This window comes from Vibrio sp. 2134-1 (assembly GCF_033339495.1).
The window spans coordinates 203850-223761 of record NZ_JAWOUS010000004.1 but is presented as its reverse complement, the minus strand read 5'-3'; the positions used below and the strand labels follow the sequence as shown (position 1 = coordinate 223761).

14 protein-coding genes are annotated in these 19912 nt (G+C 45.8%); 10 read left to right on the top strand and 4 right to left on the bottom strand.

From position 1 onward, the window contains the following. Positions 1-159: 159 nt before the first annotated feature. The gene (locus R7R78_RS07575; RefSeq protein ID WP_017635935.1) at positions 160-2937 is read right to left on the bottom strand and encodes an insulinase family protein; all 2778 of its coding nucleotides are present in this window, start codon (positions 2935-2937) and stop codon (positions 160-162) included. 374 nt (positions 2938-3311) lie between these two features. Between R7R78_RS07575 and sixA the strand changes: the two genes are divergently transcribed. Next, the gene (sixA, locus tag R7R78_RS07570) at positions 3312-3776 is read left to right on the top strand and encodes a phosphohistidine phosphatase SixA (protein ID WP_005380537.1); all 465 of its coding nucleotides are present in this window, start codon (positions 3312-3314) and stop codon (positions 3774-3776) included. Between the two features lie 96 nt (positions 3777-3872). Here the strand turns inward: sixA and smrB are convergent, their stop codons facing one another. Further along, positions 3873-4403: an endonuclease SmrB gene (smrB, locus tag R7R78_RS07565; protein ID WP_005380539.1), complete on the bottom strand. Its 531-nt coding sequence runs from the start codon at positions 4401-4403 to the stop codon at positions 3873-3875. A 62-nt stretch (positions 4404-4465) separates the two neighbouring features. Here smrB and prmB point away from each other — a divergent pair, with 62 nt between their 5' ends. Both prmB and aroC read left to right on the top strand, forming a co-directional pair. Further along, on the top strand, positions 4466-5398 hold the full coding sequence (gene prmB, locus R7R78_RS07560) for a 50S ribosomal protein L3 N(5)-glutamine methyltransferase (protein ID WP_005380541.1): 933 nt from the start codon (positions 4466-4468) through the stop codon (positions 5396-5398). A gap of 180 nt (positions 5399-5578) precedes the next feature. Next, on the top strand, positions 5579-6664 hold the full coding sequence (aroC, locus tag R7R78_RS07555) for a chorismate synthase (RefSeq protein WP_033907375.1): 1086 nt from the start codon (positions 5579-5581) through the stop codon (positions 6662-6664). Positions 6665-6887: 223 nt separating this feature from the next. On the opposite strand, the gene R7R78_RS07550 is transcribed toward aroC, so the two are convergent. Beyond that, positions 6888-7511, bottom strand: coding sequence for a trimeric intracellular cation channel family protein (locus R7R78_RS07550; RefSeq protein WP_005380544.1), 624 nt, complete (start codon positions 7509-7511; stop codon positions 6888-6890). Positions 7512-7843: 332 nt separating this feature from the next. On the opposite strand from R7R78_RS07550, the gene R7R78_RS07545 reads away from it, so the two are divergent. The 3 genes from R7R78_RS07545 to R7R78_RS07535 all read left to right on the top strand — a co-directional run bounded on the left by R7R78_RS07545 (position 7844) and on the right by R7R78_RS07535 (position 9334). Then, on the top strand, positions 7844-8374 hold the full coding sequence (locus R7R78_RS07545) for an elongation factor P hydroxylase (protein WP_005380546.1): 531 nt from the start codon (positions 7844-7846) through the stop codon (positions 8372-8374). A 25-nt stretch (positions 8375-8399) separates the two neighbouring features. Beyond that, complete coding sequence (locus R7R78_RS07540) at positions 8400-8663, top strand: YfcL family protein (protein ID WP_005380548.1); 264 nt, start codon at positions 8400-8402, stop codon at positions 8661-8663. Positions 8664-8809: 146 nt separating this feature from the next. Next, positions 8810-9334: an NADPH-dependent FMN reductase gene (locus R7R78_RS07535; protein ID WP_005380552.1), complete on the top strand. Its 525-nt coding sequence runs from the start codon at positions 8810-8812 to the stop codon at positions 9332-9334. 76 nt (positions 9335-9410) lie between these two features. Here the strand turns inward: R7R78_RS07535 and mnmC are convergent, their stop codons facing one another. Continuing rightward, a complete protein-coding gene (mnmC, locus tag R7R78_RS07530; protein ID WP_213908094.1) occupies positions 9411-11429 on the bottom strand; it encodes a bifunctional tRNA (5-methylaminomethyl-2-thiouridine)(34)-methyltransferase MnmD/FAD-dependent 5-carboxymethylaminomethyl-2-thiouridine(34) oxidoreductase MnmC in 2019 nt (672 codons plus the stop codon). A 128-nt stretch (positions 11430-11557) separates the two neighbouring features. Between mnmC and fabB the strand changes: the two genes are divergently transcribed. From fabB to R7R78_RS07510, 4 genes are all read left to right on the top strand, one after another. After that, entirely contained in the window at positions 11558-12769 is a 1212-nt protein-coding gene (fabB, locus tag R7R78_RS07525; protein WP_005380557.1) for a beta-ketoacyl-ACP synthase I, read from the top strand. 340 nt (positions 12770-13109) lie between these two features. Continuing rightward, positions 13110-14243 (top strand): 4-phosphoerythronate dehydrogenase, encoded by a 1134-nt coding sequence (locus R7R78_RS07520; protein WP_005380560.1) that lies wholly within the window; start codon positions 13110-13112, stop codon positions 14241-14243. Then, positions 14240-15253, top strand: coding sequence for an aspartate-semialdehyde dehydrogenase (locus tag R7R78_RS07515; protein ID WP_005380562.1), 1014 nt, complete (start codon positions 14240-14242; stop codon positions 15251-15253). Before R7R78_RS07520 ends, R7R78_RS07515 begins: the two co-directional genes overlap by 4 nt. A 197-nt stretch (positions 15254-15450) precedes the next feature. Beyond that, a complete protein-coding gene (locus R7R78_RS07510) occupies positions 15451-19893 on the top strand; it encodes a FimV/HubP family polar landmark protein (protein ID WP_225473385.1) in 4443 nt (1480 codons plus the stop codon). The last annotated feature ends 19 nt before the right edge of the window (positions 19894-19912 follow it).

Sequence of the window (19912 nt, the reverse complement as noted above, 5' to 3'; positions counted from 1 at the left end):
CATTAAGTTATTTTTAGTGCGGTAATTAGAGCATAAGCCGCAATGGCGTAATTTCAATTTTCTGCCAATTATGGTGCCGATTCAATCTATGAGACCGACAACCTCATGGGTTTGTAGGTTCATTCTAGTAATCGACAATTTTATTTCTGCGCAACTAGATCACCCCAAGCCGCAATCTTTTGGCCGAAGTTGGAACTCTTCAATCGATCCTATTTCTTGTCCTAGATGGATGCGCGGAGCCTCCGAATGCGCTTGACCTTGAGAGTGCATGATCAAACGATTTGCAGTACGAGGTTTCAATTCGTTCACAACGAAGCGAATCATGTCTGCGCGCGTCAGCTTCTTCAACTCCGCCAGTACCTTGTCACGTTGGTTAAACTCAGTGTCTTTGTTTCCTATCGCAACCCAAAGACGTTGAGCCCGACCTCGAAGTGTGGTGTCCGGCGTTGCTATTTGGTTCCACAAGCCGCGCTTACTGCTGTGCCATTGGTAATCGTTTAACTCTAACAGCACCATATAAAAGGCATTTAAAAACTCATCGATTGAGGTAACCAGCTCGGCAGGTGCTGCATTAGGTGACTGCACATACAGTACAATACCAGGGTGACGATTTAGCGGCATATTGCCAGTGCCTACCATGTAACCTAATTGCTGCTTGGTACGGATTTCGTGGAAAAACGTTGCCGACATAAGGTGATTGGCCAATGAGTATAGCGCGATACTGCGAGGCTCAATATCCTCGCACTGGTGGTAAATAACGACCGCGGAATCTTGCTGATTACAATGCACCTCACGTTGAAAACTGCCATTTTTACCTAGCATAATGAGCGGACGAAGTGCTTCTTCATAACGTTGCTCGTTAACTCTTAGAGCATCTTTTAAAGTCGTTGCCATGTCATGGGCTTGCTGGCGTTGCCAGTCTCCGTAAACAAACATTTCAACGTGCAGTTCTGCAAGAATGGATTCTACGAATACCGAGAGTTCATCGACTTCGATTTCTTCTAGCGCTTCGACTAAGGTTGCGAAAGGCGGGTTATTGGGTTGAAGTAACCCAGTAAGTGCGTTAAACAGCTGCGAAATAGGGCGATCTTGTGAAGCATTTCTCCAGTTTCGTAACAGTTGTTGTTTGATGGTTTCAAAGCGAGCAGGGCTGAAATCTCGAGAAGCAAAACGGTGCAGAATCATTTCTAGCAACTGAGGCAGCTTTTGACTGAACCCTGAGAGGGTTAAGGTCACGCCACCTTGGTGAGCGTACATGTTGTAACCCATCCCTGCGATTTCTGCTTGATAGGTTTCTTTTGCTAGCGAATCGAGGAACATCTCTACACATAAGCGCGTTTTGACGATGTTCTTTGGTGATGCAACGGCATGAGAGCTGTCGATAGCGACATAAACGACACCTTTAGGCACGCGAAATTCGTCATCTTGCAAATGCCACAGCCGAAACCCTTCGAGATCCTCAATCAACTCTGGCAGTGAATCACCATTTTCGAGTGGCATGGGGTCGAGATCGTAGCAAATATAAGGGTTCTTTTCCGGTAAGACGAATTGCCAGCTTGGGTCGATTTGTTGATAGAAACGACGTTGGTCTTCACTAAAAGGTGTGACGGAGTACGGGGTAAAGTACCATTCGGCAGTACGGTTGTATTCCAGGCCTTTAGCAATCAAAGTGACGCGTACATTATCGATGGTTAAGTATCGCAGCAATGAACGCTGTAACTCCTCATCGTAGCCCGCCATTTTGTAGTCACCATAAACCGTGTCTTCCGGTTGATAGTGCTGCATGTTGATCACCAGATGGCTGACGAGATCCATTGGGCGCGATGGCTCTTGGAAGCGGAAAGCCGATTCTAATACCGCTTGTTTTTCGAGATAGCGCCATTCATCTAACCCGTCTTGTTTGATCATCGAGAGGTATTGAAAAACCGCTTGAACGATATCATCAACATGATCTAAGCCGTTTGGCGTCAGGGTGCAGCTTACGGTAAAGTCTCGGTAGTTACTGCCACTCGCGCCGCCGCCCGCTGAGAGAGAGGTAATCCAGCCTTTTTCTTTGAGTTGAAGCATCAAACTGCCTTCTCCTTCATAACCCAACAGGTGAGCAAAGTAGGAGAGTGGCTTCACGCTATAATGCGCATCCATTCCCGGCATGGGGAATGTGAGAATCAGTTTACGGAACTCTTTGAGCGGCTCGACTTGAACCAAAATGCCCGTGCTTTCCTCAGTGCCTATCGGTACATCAATCGATTTTCCACGAAGGTGGTGATTTGGGATGTCAGCAAACATGGTTTCTACCCAAGCTTGCTGTTCATCGAGCGACTGTGGCCCAAATAGAGTCAGTGTCATCAAATCGGCGGAATACTGAGAGTGGTGAAACTCCACAATTTCGTCGCGGATGGATTTACCATCTCGGTCGCCAAGAGTATCTAAGTTTCCGACAGAGAATTTTGAAAACGGGTGCTCTGGATTGATGACTTCTTTGTTAACTTGATACAGGCGACGAGAATCATCATTGAGTTTGAGCTTGTATTCGGAGTCGACAGCCTGGCGTTCTTTGTCTAATGCTTCTTCGTTAAACAAAGGTGCGGTAAAAAATTGGCTAAATCGATCTAAGGCACTTTCAAAGGCATTTGGAGCAATATTGAAAAAGAAACAAGTGTGCTCTGTACCAGTCCAAGCGTTGTTTGTTCCACCGTGTTGGCTAATATAGCTTTGAAACTCGCCCACTTTAGGGTATTTTTCCGTACCCAAAAAAAGCATGTGTTCTAAATAGTGTGCCAGACCTTGGCGATCGTTTGGGTCGTCGAAGTGTCCAACGTTCACTGCCAGAGCAGCTGCCGACTGTTGAGCTGTATCGGAATGAATCAGCAGTACACGCAGTTCATTGCTCAAGGTAATGTAGCGGTATTGATTTGAATCGTTAGGACTTAGATGCACGATGCGTCTCCAGATTTCGCATTACAGTAATTTAGGCTCCCCTCGCGGGGGGCGCAAAGTTTGCGTTTCGACAAATACTGCTTGCCGTATTTTTGTTATTCGTAGACTTCTGCACAGGCCCATCGCGTTTGCGTATGGGGAAGAACTGTTTGAGTGAATGCTCTGAACTCATTGCACAGTTAAATAGTGTGATGAACTGAGTACATTCTTTTAATAGATTGTTAAGAAAGTCGCTATCTTTAACAAGCGAATTGGTATAATGAACAGATAATTATATCAGTATTTTTGTTTCGTCATTGTTAAAGTTAGCCCCGTCTATCTAATAAAGATAGCAGTCAACCTTTTGGTAGCGTTAGCTATCCCTAGGAAATAACATGAAAATATTCATCATGCGTCACGGTGAAGCCGAGCATTTTGCAGATTCAGACGCAGCACGACAATTGACCCCAAGAGGCAGAGTCGAATCAGAAGCGGTTGCGAGAGCCTGTAAAGAACAGGGTTTTGCGCAATTCGATAAAGTGTTGGTGAGTCCGTACATTAGAGCTCAACAAACTTGGCAAGAGATCAGTGCGTATTTCTCTGCAAAAAGCATTGAAACTTGTGAAGATATTACACCTTATGGCCAGTCCGAGCATGTCTTCGATTTCGCAAGTGCGTTAATCGAAGTCGAACAATTGGACTCGCTTTTGTTCGTATCGCATTTGCCTTTGGTCGGTTATCTGACTTCAGAGTTTGTAAAAGACATGACACCTCCGATGTTTCCTACATCAGGCCTAGTGTGCATTGAATATGATTTACAAACACAAAATGGTGAAGTGCTATGGCATATTACGCCATAAGTGTCTAAACCAAAATAAGCGTTTGCAAATTAGAGACAGAATAAGAAAGGCAGGAGATCCCTGCCTTTTCGTTTCATCGTGTCTACGGTAAGCCTGTTACTTTTCAGGAATTGAAAGCAACACTAACAACGCACCATCACCACCAAATTCTAGTGGCGCTTGGTGAAAAGCCATAACGTCAGGATGCTGTGCTAACCAAAGTGGGGCTTTCTGTTTCAGGATGTGTTTCCCAATACCATGTTGCACACACGCACAATGAATCTCGTTTTTGATGCAATAGGCTATCATCGCACCAAGCTCGCGTTTTGCTTCTTGCTGTGTCATGCCGTGCATATCGAGGAACACGTCCGGTACATACACGCCACGACGTAGACGTTTGACTTCATAAGTGGAGACGTCGTCACGTGCATAACGAGTTGGACCTTCATCGTTTAATAGAGGGACAAACTCATCTGAAAAGTAAAATTCAGAGTCACTCGCTTCACGGTTGGAGCGCTTGATTTCTTTTTGCTTAGTATTTTTTTTTGGTTGCTGGATTATGGTATCCTGTCGCAACTTTTTTACGCCCTGTACTGCTTCCTGAAACAAGGCGAAATCGTCATCGTTCTCGGTGTCTTTTTTGCTCATTAGGTAAACAATTTCATTAATAAACTTTATTGGCAGTATTGTAGCGCTTTTCGGAGGCAATTTTGGATAAGATTTTTGTAGAAGAAGCGGTATCGGAACTGCATACCCTTCAAGATATGATTCGTTGGACGGTAAGCCGCTTTAATGCAGCGAACCTGTTTTACGGTCATGGTACTGATAATGCGTGGGATGAAGCTGTTCAGCTTATCCTGCCAACCTTATACTTGCCGATTGATGTGCCTCCGCACGTATTGAACTCTCGCCTAACGACAAGCGAGCGTCTGCGTATTGTTGAGCGCGTAGTAAAACGCATCAACGAGCGTACGCCAACAGCATACCTAACAAACAAAGCATGGTTCTGCGGTCTTGAGTTCTTCGTTGATGAGCGTGTACTTGTGCCACGCTCTCCTATCGGCGAATTGATTCAAGCGGAATTCCAACCTTGGTTGGTGGAAGAACCTACGCGCATCATGGACCTATGTACGGGTTCTGGTTGTATTGCGATTGCTTGTGCGCACGCTTTCCCTGAAGCAGAAGTGGATGCGATCGACATCTCTACAGATGCTCTACAAGTGGCTGAGCAAAACGTACAAGATCACGGTATGGAGCAGCAAGTGTTCCCAATTCGCTCTGATTTGTTCCGTGATCTTCCAAAAGAGAAATACAATCTAATCGTGTCCAACCCACCATATGTGGATGAAGAAGACATGAACAGCCTGCCAGATGAGTTCACGCATGAGCCTGAGCTTGGTTTAGCCGCGGGTACGGATGGTCTAAAACTAGTGCGTCGTATTCTTGCTAACGCGCCAGATTATCTAACAGATAACGGCATTCTTATTTGTGAAGTCGGAAACTCAATGATTCATATGATGGAACAGTACCCAGAGATTCCATTTACTTGGATTGAGTTCGAGAACGGCGGTCATGGCGTATTTATGCTAACGCGTGACCAGCTGGTTGAGTGTGCAGAAGAGTTTAAACTGTACAAAGACTAATAGAGTCTTGCACTAAACATTAAAACACCGAGCTTTATGCTCGGTGTTTTTTTATGCATACCTCGCCGATATTAACTCTTTACATCAAAACGTAATAAAGCCACTATGAATCCACGAAGAATTGGAAAGCAGCTATGCTCTGTTTTGAGAGAGCGTGGCGATAAAAAACTTGAGGAAGTAATGGCAGGAAACAGTATCGGACAACATTTCCGAGTGACGACATTCGGGGAAAGTCACGGTATCGCACTGGGATGTATCGTAGACGGATGTCCTCCGGGGTTGGAAATTACAGAAGCAGATCTACAAATCGATCTCGACCGCCGTCGTCCAGGCACATCACGTTACACCACACAACGTCGTGAACCGGATGAAGTTAAAATTCTTTCTGGCGTTTTTGAAGGCAAAACCACGGGCACATCGATCGGTTTGCTAATTGAAAACACCGACCAGCGCTCAAAAGACTACTCTGACATCAAAGATAAGTTCAGACCGGGTCATGCTGATTACACTTACCACCAAAAATATGGCATCCGCGACTATCGCGGTGGCGGCCGTTCTTCAGCTCGTGAAACCGCAATGCGTGTGGCGGCTGGTGCAATCGCGAAGAAATACTTAAAAGATGAGTTTGGTGTTGAGATTCGTGCTTACTTGTCACAAATGGGTGATGTATCTATCGACAAGGTAGATTGGAGCGAAATCGAGAACAATGCATTCTTCTGCCCTGATGCTGACAAAGTAGAAGCATTTGACCAACTTATCCGTGACCTGAAAAAAGAAGGCGACTCTATTGGCGCAAAAATCCAGGTTGTGGCAACTAACGTGCCTGTTGGTCTTGGGGAACCCGTATTTGACCGTTTGGATGCAGACATCGCGCACGCACTAATGAGCATCAACGCGGTGAAAGGCGTGGAAATCGGAGACGGTTTCGAGGTGGTAAACCAAAAAGGCAGTCAGCACCGTGATACGCTTGCTCCTGAAGGTTTTGGTAGTAATCATGCGGGTGGCATTCTTGGTGGTATCTCGACTGGTCAAGACATTGTCGCAAACATTGCGCTTAAGCCAACATCAAGTATCACTGTGCCGGGTGAGACCATCACAAAAGAAGGTGAACCAACTCAGTTGATCACCAAAGGTCGTCATGACCCATGTGTGGGTATTCGTGCTGTGCCTATCGCAGAAGCGATGCTGGCTATTGTGGTGATGGATCATTTACTACGCCACCGTGGTCAAAACCATGGCGTAACAACTGAAACACCGAAGATTTAAGAGCTTTGTGTCATTCCAGCGAGCTATAGCGAGACTAGGAATCTAATTTCAGCACGATGAAAAGAGAAAGAAACATCTCTGACAACAGAGTGCTCGGATAATAGATCCTGAATCATGCTCCTTCGTCGCTGTTCAGGATGACTGAATATAAAATTACGCCACTCACTGAATCGCGGGTGGCACAATTTTATCAGGCAACCTTTTTTGTTTAAGTAGTTTTTGCTTAATGAATCGAGCCTTCGGTTTCCAAATGGAAAGAAGGCAGGCGCCACTTAAAGCGTACCGCAGCCATACGCAACATGTAACCAGTAACCAGTGTAATAATAGTGGCAGTGACATCGGGAACATTGAATTCTAATAGCGCTAAGTACATTCCTGATGCGATAAGAGCGACAGAAGCGTAAAGCTCTTCATGCAGTACCAATGGTGTTTGGCGACAGATTAAGTCGCGAAGTAGCCCACCGAATACACCAGTTACTAACGCTGAAACCATACAAATACCAGGGTGCAAGCCCATGCCCATCGCAATTTTTGTTCCGATGATACTAAACACGATTAAACCTAATGCATCGAGGCGAATGAACAGACCTTTCAGCTTAATCACCCATTTCGCTAAACCTGTTGTTAGCACACCTGCAACACACGTAATTGCAAGGAACTCTGGGTTTTTTACCCAACCAAGAGGGTAGTGGCCTAATAGAATGTCACGTACGGTGCCACCACCAATGGCCGTTGCGCTGGCCACCAACATAACACCAAACCAGTCCATCTTTCTTCTACCAGCACTTAACGCACCTGTCATGGCTTCAGCCGTGATACCAATGATATACAACACACTTAGCAACATAGGGAAACACTCAACGTAAAAAGTCACTACGTTCTACGAGAATCAGCGTAGGCGAAGTAACAACACTTACAAACGGTTCTATCTCTCTTAAAAAGTGATTAAAACCAGCAACATGTTTGTAATCAAACGGCTTAAAAATAGCGGTTTGAACGGCATCAAAATAAGGCGAGAGTGTAGTGGTAAATAAGTACGCTGACGAATGAGAAATTGTATGGAGAAAGCGATGTTCAGATAAATTCAACTAATAACCAAAAATGTGGGGTTGCCTTTACCTCATAGCTAAAAACAGCGACAATATGCAGCGCATGTCAAACTGAAGTACAAACTCGACGATGACCCACGAATACCAAGACTTAATCACCATTTTTAATGACACCTTTTTAGAACAATTTAATACGAAATTAGAGTTAGGTGGTGATGAGCCTATTTATCTTCCTGCTGATGATGAACACCCTCATCATCGGATTATTTTTGCTCGGGGTTTTTACGCCTCTGCTTTACACGAGATCTCGCATTGGTGTGTGGCTGGTCCAGAGCGTCGTTTGCTGGAAGATTTTGGCTATTGGTATGAACCCGATGGGCGAACAGCAGAAGTTCAAGCGGAGTTTGAGAAAGTTGAAGTGCGACCTCAAGCTTATGAATGGATTCTGGCACAAAGCGCTGGCTTCCCTTTTACGGTGAGTTGTGACAATCTACACGGCGATTTTGAACCAGATAGGCTCGGCTTTATGAAAAAAGTGCATAAAGAAGTGCTAGGTATTTTGGACGTTGGCTTGCCTTTGCGAGTGAAAATGCTTTCTGATGCCCTGCGCGCATTTTATCAAACTAAGCCACTGGAAGCGTCGGACTTTTGCGTTAAATAACCACTAATAACCTCAGAGATACACCATGATTATTGAATTTGAAGAAAAACTACTGGAACTGATTGATGCTCGAATTGAAACAGCATCTGACGATGAATTGTTTGCTGGTGGTTATTTACGTGGTCACATCTCTTTATCCGCGGCGTCTTGTGAAGAAGAAGGGATTAGCGATATTACTGAGCTGAAGTCACGCATTGAGAGCAGCTTAGAAGATGCGCGTACCGAGTTAAGCCCGGCCGATCGCGTGATTGTCAGTGATTTGTGGCAAGAGCTCCAGGCTCAGGCTTAATCCCCAAGCAGCGTTTTCCCTTTATTTAATCCTAGTCATTTACTACTTCGAAAAATTCGAACCTCTCCATAAAATTTTTGTGGTTGTAGCGAAACAGTTCAACTTTTATTCTGATCAGCATAAAACGTGAACAAAGGATTACAACCATGAAAATTGTCGCATTTGGTGCATCTACCAGCTCTACCTCAATCAACAAACTACTTGCTACATACGCAGCAAACCAAGTCGAAGGCGCTCAAGTGAATGTTCTAGACTTAAACGATTATCAAGCGCCAATGTTTAGCGAGGACAAAGAGAAAGAAATAGGTCAAGCTGAAGGGGCTGTCGCGTTTTTACGTGACTTGGCGGAGGCTGACGCTCTCGTTGTTTCCTTCGCAGAGCACAACGGTTCGTACCCAGCGGCCTATAAAAACTTGTTCGATTGGGCGACGCGCATTGAGCGTAATGTATTTCAAAACAAACCTGTCGTTTATTTAGCAACTTCCCCAGGTCCCGGTGGTGCACAAAGTGTTCTTGCGGCGGCGACAGGTTCTGCACAATTTTTTGGCGCGGATGTAAAGGCATCGTTATCTGTGCCGAGCTTCTACGAAAATTTTGACGTGGAATCGGGTAAGGTTGTAAACCCAGAAGTGGCAGAGCAAGTGAAACAGGCAGTTGCACTGCTGAAGTAATCTCAGTACGAGCGACTTAATGAGTTAGCGATTCCCGACACGTATCTGTGTCGGGAATTAAAACGAGAGAATACTCTTACAGCTCGGTAATGGCTTTGCCTTTTCTTAGTTTACGAACCCACATTCGACTTGGGTGAAGTTCGGTCAATACATCAACAGGTAATGGCAGCGGGTCCCCACAGATCTGGGAGGCTAACACTTCAGCTAATAATGGTGCAGAGCTCAGTCCACGAGACCCTAAACCTAAGAAGCAGAATAGGTTAGGGTACTGATGAATGGTTTCTACCTCTTCTTCTTTTTGATTTTGTAAGTTGGCGTATTGCGTTTTGATCGTCTCAAAGTCACCCACATTTCCGACAAATGGTAAGTGATCTCGGCTAACACAACGAATACCTTGGCGAGATTGATTACCAGTGATATCTACCTCTTTTGCCCATGTTTGATTCGGTACACATTTCACTAGCTTTTCCGCATTATCTTTTTGGGCGTTTTCATCAAATTCGTAGTCAAGGTGACTGCGGTCGTAGCTTGCACCGATACACAAGTGTTGATTACTTGGGTTAACAGGTGTCATGTAACCGTCGTAACACAACACCGTTTTCAGCTGACTCAGCGTTTCGGTTGCTGGCGCATGACTGACTTGTCCTTTCACTTGTCCCATTGGTAGGGAAGCGGTTTGACTCAATGTCTGGAACTCATGGCCGTTCGCAATTACAACCGTTGAGTGCTCAAATGTTTGACCACTCGCCGTTAGTAGCCAGAGCTGACGCTTTTCATCCCAATCTAATGCCTCAACAAGATGTTCAAACTTCGTTGAGAGTAACGACGTCTTCTCCAATTGTTTAATTAACCCGCGAGTTAACTCGGCAGGGCACAGCCACCCTCCCATTGGGTAGTGCACAGACGCCATATCAATAGGTAACCCGATAGTGTTCGCAGTTTCCTCGGCGGACAGCTTTTGAATGAGCTCTGGAGTGAAGTTACCCGCAAGCATTTTCTCCAGTTTGTCTGTGGATTTGTCATCCCACATCAACTGAGTTACGCCACACCAGTCATGATCAAAATCGATCTCTTGTGCTGCTTGTTCAACAAACTGACGTGCGAACAAAAATGCAGGAGCAAACACACGCGAAACGCCCGTGTGCGGGCCATTAAGCAGTGGATAAACGGCTCCTTGTCGATTGCCTGAAGCTCCTTTGGCTGGTTGTTTGTCTTTACAGTAAAGGGTGACGTTTTGGCCACGACGAACTAACGTTTTCGCTAACGCCGCGCTAGCTATACCACCACCAATGATGGCAATCGAATCAAGATTGCTAGATGCTGAGCGATTGAACCAAGGGAGATGGTTCGATTGCTTTTCACGTTGCTCCATAGAGCCGGCGATCATTTCTCGCTTAGTGCCGAAACCTTTCACCTTTTTCATTGTAAAGCCAGCTTCGTTCAAACCACGACGTACAAAGCCTGCTGCGGTAAACGTGGCAACTGTACAATCTTGCTTGGCTAGCTTTGCCATGTTGTTGAACAGGCCTTGGTTCCACATTTCTGGGTTTTTGCTTGGCGCGAATCCATCTAAGAACCAAGCATCAATCAAACCTTGTTCGTTGTATGGGACTTGCGGCATGCAGTCTTTAATGTCACCAAACCAAAGGTCGAGTGTGATTGCGCCGTCTTCTAAAACAATGCGATGACACTCCGGCACAGCGGCAGGGTAGTGCTTTTGTAACTTTTCCGCGTATTCAGCTAGCTCAGGCCAAGCTTCATGCGCCTTCTTTAAATCGGCTTTGCTTAATGGGTATTTTTCAAAGCTAATAAAATGCAGCTCTTTCAATGTTGCGTCCGGATGCTGACGACGAAACTCACTAAACCACTGGCATACTGCTAAGAAGTTTAATCCCGTGCCAAATCCTGTTTCACCAATGACAAAACGTCTTTGGTCAAATTCCTGCCATCTTTCTGGGAGATGATTTTGTTTTAAGAAAACGTAGCGTGTCTCTTCAAGACCGTTTACGTTAGAGAAGTAAACATCATCAAATTGGTCTGAAACCGGAGTACCAGCTTCGTTCCAACCAAGTTCTGCGTTTTTTATTGAAGTCATAATGGTGCAAATTTGTGATTTGGCGCGGTAAGAATGGGGCGATTGTACGAATTTATGGGAAAGCTGACCACTTTTGTTGACTATCTTAGTTATCATCTAGCGGATTTTTGAATTATAGGAATGTCATAATGAAACGAGTCGTAATCACCGGTATGGGTATTGTTTCAAGTATCGGTAACAACGTCGAAGAAGTTCTAGCGTCTCTTAAAGCGGGCAAATCTGGCATCACTGCATCTGAGCAGTTCAAAGAACACGGTCTTCGTTCGCAAGTATGGGGTGACCTAAAAATCAACCCGGCGGAACACATCGACCGTAAGCAGATGCGCTTTATGGGTGATGCGGCTGCTTATGCATACCTATCAATGGAGCAGGCAATCGCAGACGCTGGTCTTACAGAAGAGCAGGTTTCAAACGATCGTACCGGTATCGTTGCAGGTTCTGGCGGTGCTTCTGCATACAATCAAACGGTAGCGACAGACACGATGCGCGCCAAAGGCGTAAAGCGAGTTGGTCCTTACATGGTTCCTCGTACTATGTCTTCTACTGTTTCTGCTTGTCTTGCTACGCCATTTAAGATTCGTGGCGTGAACTACTCAATGAGCTCTGCATGTGCAACATCTGCACACTGTATCGGCCATGCTATGGAGCTTATTCAACTAGGCAAACAAGATATTGTTTTTGCTGGTGGCGGCGAAGAGCTAGATTGGTCTCAAACTATGATGTTTGATGCGATGGGCGCACTGTCAACCAAATACAATGACACGCCAGACAAAGCATCTCGTACATACGATGCAGACCGTGACGGTTTTGTTATCTCGGGCGGCGGCGGCATGCTGGTTATTGAAGAACTAGAGCACGCACTGGCACGTGGTGCGAAAATCTACGGTGAAATCGTAGGTTACGGTGCGACATCAGATGGCTACGACATGGTAGCGCCATCAGGTGAAGGCGCAATTCGTTGTATGAAGATGGCGATGCAAGACGTTGATGGTGTGGATTACATCAACACGCACGGCACATCGACACCAGTTGGTGACGTGAAAGAGCTTGGTGCTATCCAACAATTGTTTGGTGAGAACAGCCCTGCAATCTCTGCAACAAAAGCAATGACTGGCCACGCACTCGGCGCAGCGGGCGTGCACGAAGCGATTTACTCAACACTTATGCTAGACAAAAACTTCATTGCTCCAAGCATCAATATTTCAAACTTGGACGAAGCAGCACAAGGTCTGGACATCGTGACAGAAGCACGTGATGCAGAGCTAACGACCGTAATGTCAAACAGCTTTGGCTTTGGCGGCACAAACGCAACTTTGGTTATTAAAAAGTACCAAGGTTAACTGAATTTGTTGGCGCCTTGCGAGAGTACTGTAAACGCCAACAATCCAGTTTCCAGAGCTTGATCAGTCACACTGATCGAACAGACGCAGACTCTATCCCATGGAGAGCGGGATAGGATCCTTTTGTTCTGGAACTTTGCCCGGCTATTTAGCCGGGCTTTTTCTTTTCTCTGTTTCTGCTTTTCTCTAGGCTTCCCGTCAATCGATTCTATAGGAGTTACCTCCTTGAGGTTTATTGGTGTTATATCTTGAGATTTTTCGGGAAAAGGGCACAATCGCTTTAGTTTCGCATCTTGCGAATAAACGAACTCTTACAAATGGATGTTAGAACGCTGGCGCTATGAAAATTATTGTTGATGAAAATATGCCGTATGCTGAAGAGCTATTCAGCCAACTCGGTAACGTAATTCTAAAACCAGGTCGTACACTGACCGCCGATGATTTAGTGGATGTTGATGCCCTAATGATTCGCTCAGTCACCAAAGTGAATGCTGACCTGATCAGCAAAGCAAACAAGCTGAAGTTTGTTGGTACGGCCACGGCAGGCATGGATCATGTTGACCAAGCACTCTTAAAAGAGAAAGGCATTTTCTTCACTGCTGCGCCAGGGTGTAACAAAGTGGGTGTAGCGGAATACGCGTTCAGCGTGATGATGGTGCTCGCTCAGCAACAAGGTTTCTCGGTATTTGACAAGACGGTAGGTATTATTGGTGCAGGCCAAGTAGGTAGCTACCTAGAGAAATGTTTGAAAGGCATGGGTATTAAAGTTCTCATCAATGACCCATTCAAACAAGAGGCTGGTGATCCTCGTAGCTTTACTCCGTTGACAGAACTGATTGAAAGCTCAGACATCATTACACTACATACGCCAATCACCAAAGATGGCCCATACCCAACGCATCATTTGATTGATGAGAAGGTATTAAATGGTCTCCGCAGCGATCAAATTTTGATTAACGCGGCTCGAGGTCCCATCGTTGACAACGCTGCTTTGAAGCAACGTCTTTTGAAAAATGATGGCTTTACAGCGGCACTCGACGTATTTGAATTTGAACCAGAGGTTGATATGGAGCTTCTGCCTCTGCTAGCATTCGCAACCCCTCACGTTGCAGGCTACGGCTTGGAAGGGAAAGCTCGCGGTACAACGATGATTTTCAACAGCTACTGTGAGTTCTTAAATAACGAATTACGTGCGCATGCCAGCGATTTACTGCCAACCGCGCCTGTTCCTACTATGGTATTGGACAGAGCTTGGGACGAAGCAACACTGCATAACATCACGCAGTTAATCTATGATGTGCGTAGAGATGACGCTCTTTTCCGCCGTGAAATCAGTAAGCCAGGCGCTTTTGACCTGATGCGTAAAAACTACTGGGATCGCCGTGAATACAGCGCTGTCACGCTAGTGGGTAACAAAACATGTAACCTTGCTCCATTAGCAGAACTAGGTTTTCAGATTGAGGTAAGTCAATGAGCCAGCAATATAATGTTGCCATTTTAGGTGCGACCGGTGCGGTCGGTGAAACAATTTTGGATGTGCTTCAAGAGCGCAAATTCCCAGTAGGCGAAATCTTCCTACTCGCGAGTGAGCGCAGCGAAGGCAAGACTTACCGCTTCAATGGTAAAACGGTACGCGTTCAAAACGTAGAAGAGTTCGATTGGTCTCAAGCGCATATCGCACTGTTTTCTGCTGGTGGTGAGCTATCAGCCAAGTGGGCTCCAATTGCCGCTGATGAAGGCGTGATTGTTATCGACAATACATCACACTTCCGTTACGAGTACGACATTCCTCTTGTTGTGCCAGAAGTAAACCCAGAAGCGATTGCAGAGTTTCGTAACCGTAACATCATCGCGAACCCGAACTGTTCAACCATCCAAATGCTGGTGGCACTAAAACCAATTCACGATGCGGTGGGCATTGAGCGTATTAACGTATCAACTTACCAATCGGTGTCTGGTGCAGGCAAAGCGGGTATCGATGAGCTAGCAGGTCAAACGGCGAAGCTGCTAAACGGTCTGCCCGCAGACAAGAAGCAATTCTCTCAACAGATCGCGTTTAACTGTATTCCACAAATCGATCAGATGATGGAAAACGGCTACACCAAAGAAGAAATGAAAATGGTGTGGGAAACACAGAAGATCTTTAACGATCCATCAATCACAGTCAATCCAACGTGTGTACGTGTTCCTGTATTCTACGGTCACGCAGAAGCACTTCACATTGAGACTCGTTCACCTATCGATGCACAAGAAGTCGTTAACTTGCTTGAACAAACTGACGGTATCGAAGTGTTCCACGGTGAAGACTTCCCTACACAAGTTCGCGATGCGGGCGGTAAAGACCATGTAATGGTTGGCCGTATCCGTAACGATATCAGCCATCATAGTGGCGTAAATCTGTGGGTTGTTGCTGATAATGTGCGTAAAGGCGCGGCAACTAACGCGGTGCAAATCGCAGAAGTTCTGATCCGCGATTACTACTAAGTCGCTTACAGTTCATTTCAAAGCCTCGCACAGTGCGAGGCTTTTTTGTACGAACGAAACAAAATAGTGTGAGATTAGTACGAATATGGCGAGAGCCACACATTTTTTATTCTCAACGCTATAGTTTTGCATGTGATATCCGATATATTTAACCGATCACCATTTCAAATTGTATTTAGCACAAAACTGAGCCTTCTATGCGTCAAAATTATAAGCGTTTGTTAGCAGCCCTTGTGTTGATGAGCGCGACTCAGACATTATCAGTGGTTCAAGCCGAAGGAATTCGTCTTGTTGGACCGTCTGGTGAAGTGCAATCATCTCCGAGCTATGCTGAAGATATTGAGCGAGCATTACCTGCTCCTCCTGCAAATACTCAGCCGTCACGTTTCTTTGGTCCGACTGGTGAAAATCAAACACTATGGTCGATCGCTTCAGAGTTACGACCTTCACGCGGTGTTACCGTTCAACAAACGCTTCTTGCCATTTATCGAATTAACCCTCAAGCGTTTGAGAACCAAAACATTCATGAGTTGATCCCAGGGAGTCGACTACGAGTACCGTCTCTAGAGCAAGTGCAAAGCGCGACTACAGAGCAAGCTGTTGCGATTATGAAGGCGCACGAGGCTAAGTTAAAACAGCCGAAGCCGACAAATAGAGCCACGCCAGCGCAACGCGTCACCGAGCAACCAAAGCCACAAATAAAAGTAGAACCCAAGCCTGTTGCTCCTAAGCCAGAAACTACTGTAGCTGCGGAACCAAAACCGGTTCAAAAAACAATACCAGTTATTCCTGCGCCACCTGTGAACACCTCTCCGCAGGGTGAAAAGCAGGTCAGTGCGTTAAAAGACAAACTTCAAGGCTCACAAAGTGAATTAGAGTCATTGGAAGAGAAGAACCATCGTCTTCGCTTAATGTTGTCAGAAGTGCAAAGCGAAGTTGAAACCTTGAAAAATGAGCTGAATGACGAAGAACGCATTCGCTCGGAAGTCGAGAAACTGCTTGCTGAAGAGCGCCAGCGCCTTGCTGAGCAACAACGCATGCAGCCAAGTACGATTGACAAGATTTTGTCTAATGGTTGGCTTGTCGGCTTAGCGGCGCTTATTCCAGGTGCATTGCTGGCACTGTTGGTTGTGATGTTGCTTGGTCGCCGTTCTAAAAACAAAGAGGAAGAGCCTGCTGAGCAATCGCCGCAGGAAACCGATCCATTAGCTGCGCCAATTGGTTTAGCGGCGACGGACGAGCTGGATGAAGAACTCACACTTGATGATGAGTTGTTCGCAGATGAAGATATTAGTACTCAGGCTACACAAGAAGAGAAGCCAGATTTAGAAGAAGACGTCTTTGCCAACCTTGACGATGAAGAACTGGATTTCAACCTAGAAGGGGATGATGACCCATTTGCAGATATTGGCGATGACGGCGACCTAGATGTTGGTCTGGATGAGTTTGAATCATCGAACAATGGTATCCAAGTCAACGGCGAAGAAAAAGCGCTTGGTTTAGAAGAAATGGAGCGAGCCTTAGATGAGGTTGCTCCAGAACTAGAAGTGCTCGATGACGATGAGTCTGGCTTCGATCTTTCGGATGATACGAATGAGAAATCAGACTCGCTTTCAGACGACGCATTTGCCGAGTTACTTGCAGCCGATGAGCCGTCAGAAGAGTTACCAAGTGACACTGTCGACCAGGATATGCTTGATGACTTGTTTGCTGAACTTGGCAACGATGACTTCGATTTAGATACTGATGAGCCTGAGTTAAAACAGCCTGTGTCGGATGATGACTTTAGTGTAGGAGAGGCATCTGACGACGATATCGATAAGCTATTGGCCCAGTATGAACAACCGGCTAGCGAATCGGAAGTTCGAGAAGCTGACGCCAATGAAGGTCCTGTTCTAGATGAAAACAGTACAGAGCTACTCGATGAACTCATTGATTTTGATGAAGATGACACAGACGAGTTTGATCCACTAAACGAGCTAGAAGCAATCTCTGGTTTTGAAGGTGATGACTCGATCGAAGAGTTAGACGCAGATAGCACAGACTTACTGGATGAACTCATTGATGATGTTACCTCTGAACTTGATGAAGAGACTGAAGCTGATTTAGATCCGTTTGATGATCTGATTCGAGAGGACGAGAGCCCAGAGCAGAATAAATCGGAAGAGGAAGAGTTACTGAAATCACTTGGTTTTGGTGAGCCAGACGCCGACGAAAAGCCATCTTCCGTAGTTGAGTCAGAACAAACTCATGAAGATCAGGACATTGAGTCTGGATTGGACATCGACGCTTTATTAAGTGAAAGCCAACCAGACACGCAACAAGCTGCAAAAGAGCAACCATTAACCGAGCCAGAGGCTGCTTCAGAGCCATTTAGCAGCGATGAATTTCTTGGTGATTTAGAGGACCTCTCACCAGAGAATGATCCTTTAATGAGCGAGCTAGACGACCTATTTGAGTCAGACAGTGAAGAACTTCTGCCAACAGAACAAGAAAAAGCGGATTTTTCTGCTGAACTTGACGCTCTATTTGATAGTGAAGACGATTTACCGCAGCAAGTTGAAAAAACACAAACGGAGATAGAGGAAGCTTCATCACTACAACAAGAGGCTACCGATACTGATTCAACACAAGAACCATCCGTGGAGTCCGATGCTGAGGTACAGCCTCACGTTGAGCAAGAGGAAGACATTCCAGCCTTCACACCGACACCAAATACAATAGAAAATGAATTCGGTGTTCCACAAGAAGAAGATTGGCTACTGGATGAACCTGAATTGGAGCCGGAAACTGAGTCGACCAACGATTCAGAAGAAGAATTCAATTTTGATGAGCTAGATCTTCCAGAATTCAGCGAAGAAGATGCTCTAGCATCTATGGCTGGCGAACCTGCGTTAGAAACGTCCGAGTCCGTTGAACCAGAACAAATTGAAGCCGACTTGCCAGCTGAGTCCGAAGAAGAGTTCAATTTTGACGAGCTGGATCTTCCTGAGTTTAGTGAAGAAGACGCATTGGCGTCTATGTCGGATGAGCCGGAGTTAGAAACGTCCGAGTCTGTTAAACCAGAGCAAGTCGAAGCTGACTTACCAGCTGAGTCCGAAGAAGAGTTCAATTTTGATGAGCTGGATCTTCCAGAATTCAGTGAAGAAGACGCATTGGCGTCTATGACGGATGAGCCGGAGTTAGAAACGTCCGAGTCCGTTGAGCCAGAACAGGTTGAAGCCGACTTGCCAACTGAGTCCGAAGAAGAGTTCAATTTTGATGAGCTCGATTTGCCAGAGTTCAGTGAAGAAGATGCACTGGCGTCTATGGCTGGCGAGCCTACGTTAGAAACGTCCGAGTCCGTTGAACCAGAACAAGTTGAAGCCGACTTGCCAACTGAATCAGAAGATGAATTCAATTTTGATGAGCTAGATCTTCCTGAGTTTAGTGAAGAAGACGCATTGGCGTCTATGGCGGATGAGCCGGAGTTAGAAACGTCCGAGTCCGTTGAGCCAGAACAGGTTGAAGCAGACTTGCCAGCTGAATCAGAAGATGAATTCAATTTTGATGAGCTGGATCTTCCTGAGTTTAGTGAAGAAGACGCATTGGCGTCTATGGCTGGCGAACCTGCGTTAGAAACGTCCGAGTCCGTTGAGCCAGAACAGGTTGAAGCCGACTTGCCAGCTGAGTCCGAAGAAGAGTTCAATTTTGATGAGCTCGATTTGCCAGAGTTCAGCGAAGAAGATGCCTTGGCGTCGATGGAAGAAGAGCCAGAATTACCGAGCTCTGAGACTGCAGATATAGAACCAATCTCCGGTGAGGATGAAGAGTTAAGTTTTGACGACCAAGATCTTCCAGAGTTCAATGAGGAAGATGTTCTCGCATCAATGAACGAGGGTGCGCCAGAGAACCCTAAGGTTGAAGCAGAGACATCGAGACCAGCTATTCAAGCCGATAACGATCATGATGCTTTGTTTGAAGTATTTGCGCAGCAAAACGGCTTTGATACTGACCCAGAAGTGCAGCCAACAGCGACAGAGGGTGAGCCGCTCAGTAATTTGGATGATGAATCATCAATGGCTAACCTTCTTGCGGAAGACGCAAACTCAGAAGTATTTGAAGGTAAACTAGACAGTGACACCATCGCAAGTGCAGGTATGGATTTTGAAACCATGCTTGATGTTGGAGATGATTGGGATGGCTTTAAACTCGCCGCTGATAACGTAAGTTCTACTGAAGAAGTGCCTGAGGACCAGCGTGATGTTTGGAATTCGAGTGATGCACTAAGTCAGCCAGAGATCGCGCAAGAAAACTGGGCAGAGCAAAGCGACTTGGATGACTTCGACCCGAAGAAAAATCAATTTATGACGATTGATGAATTGATGGCTCAGGTCGACAGAGAAGGTGGTGAGTTCGAAGAAGAAGACCTTAAGCTCGATGTCGGATTGAACGAGTTTCCAGATGTTATCGGCGAGATCGGCGATATTGACGTAGATAACAATGCTGAAGCGGCTGGGAAACTGGATTTGGCTAAAATCTATCTCGAGATGAACGATTCTCAAGGGGCGATTAAACTACTAGAAGAGGCGATTGTTTACGGTGAGGATGATATTCGCCGCGAAGCAAAAAGCCTGATTGATGCCATTAATGGCCGATAAACCGAAACAAAAGGGTAGC

What these genes read in the sequence shown, in the direction of transcription:
- sixA (WP_005380537.1), top strand. Translation starts at nt 3,312, where the DNA reads ATGAAAATATTCATCATGCGTCACGGTGAAGCCGAGCATTTTGCAGAT.
- smrB (WP_005380539.1), bottom strand. Translation starts at nt 4,403, where the DNA reads ATGAGCAAAAAAGACACCGAGAACGATGACGATTTCGCCTTGTTTCAG.
- aroC (WP_033907375.1), top strand. Translation starts at nt 5,579, where the DNA reads ATGGCAGGAAACAGTATCGGACAACATTTCCGAGTGACGACATTCGGG.
- R7R78_RS07550 (WP_005380544.1), bottom strand. Translation starts at nt 7,511, where the DNA reads ATGTTGCTAAGTGTGTTGTATATCATTGGTATCACGGCTGAAGCCATG.
- R7R78_RS07545 (WP_005380546.1), top strand. Translation starts at nt 7,844, where the DNA reads ATGACCCACGAATACCAAGACTTAATCACCATTTTTAATGACACCTTT.
- R7R78_RS07540 (WP_005380548.1), top strand. Translation starts at nt 8,400, where the DNA reads ATGATTATTGAATTTGAAGAAAAACTACTGGAACTGATTGATGCTCGA.
- R7R78_RS07535 (WP_005380552.1), top strand. Translation starts at nt 8,810, where the DNA reads ATGAAAATTGTCGCATTTGGTGCATCTACCAGCTCTACCTCAATCAAC.
- mnmC (WP_213908094.1), bottom strand. Translation starts at nt 11,429, where the DNA reads ATGACTTCAATAAAAAACGCAGAACTTGGTTGGAACGAAGCTGGTACT.
- fabB (WP_005380557.1), top strand. Translation starts at nt 11,558, where the DNA reads ATGAAACGAGTCGTAATCACCGGTATGGGTATTGTTTCAAGTATCGGT.
- R7R78_RS07520 (WP_005380560.1), top strand. Translation starts at nt 13,110, where the DNA reads ATGAAAATTATTGTTGATGAAAATATGCCGTATGCTGAAGAGCTATTC.
- R7R78_RS07515 (WP_005380562.1), top strand. Translation starts at nt 14,240, where the DNA reads ATGAGCCAGCAATATAATGTTGCCATTTTAGGTGCGACCGGTGCGGTC.
- R7R78_RS07510 (WP_225473385.1), top strand. Translation starts at nt 15,451, where the DNA reads ATGCGTCAAAATTATAAGCGTTTGTTAGCAGCCCTTGTGTTGATGAGC.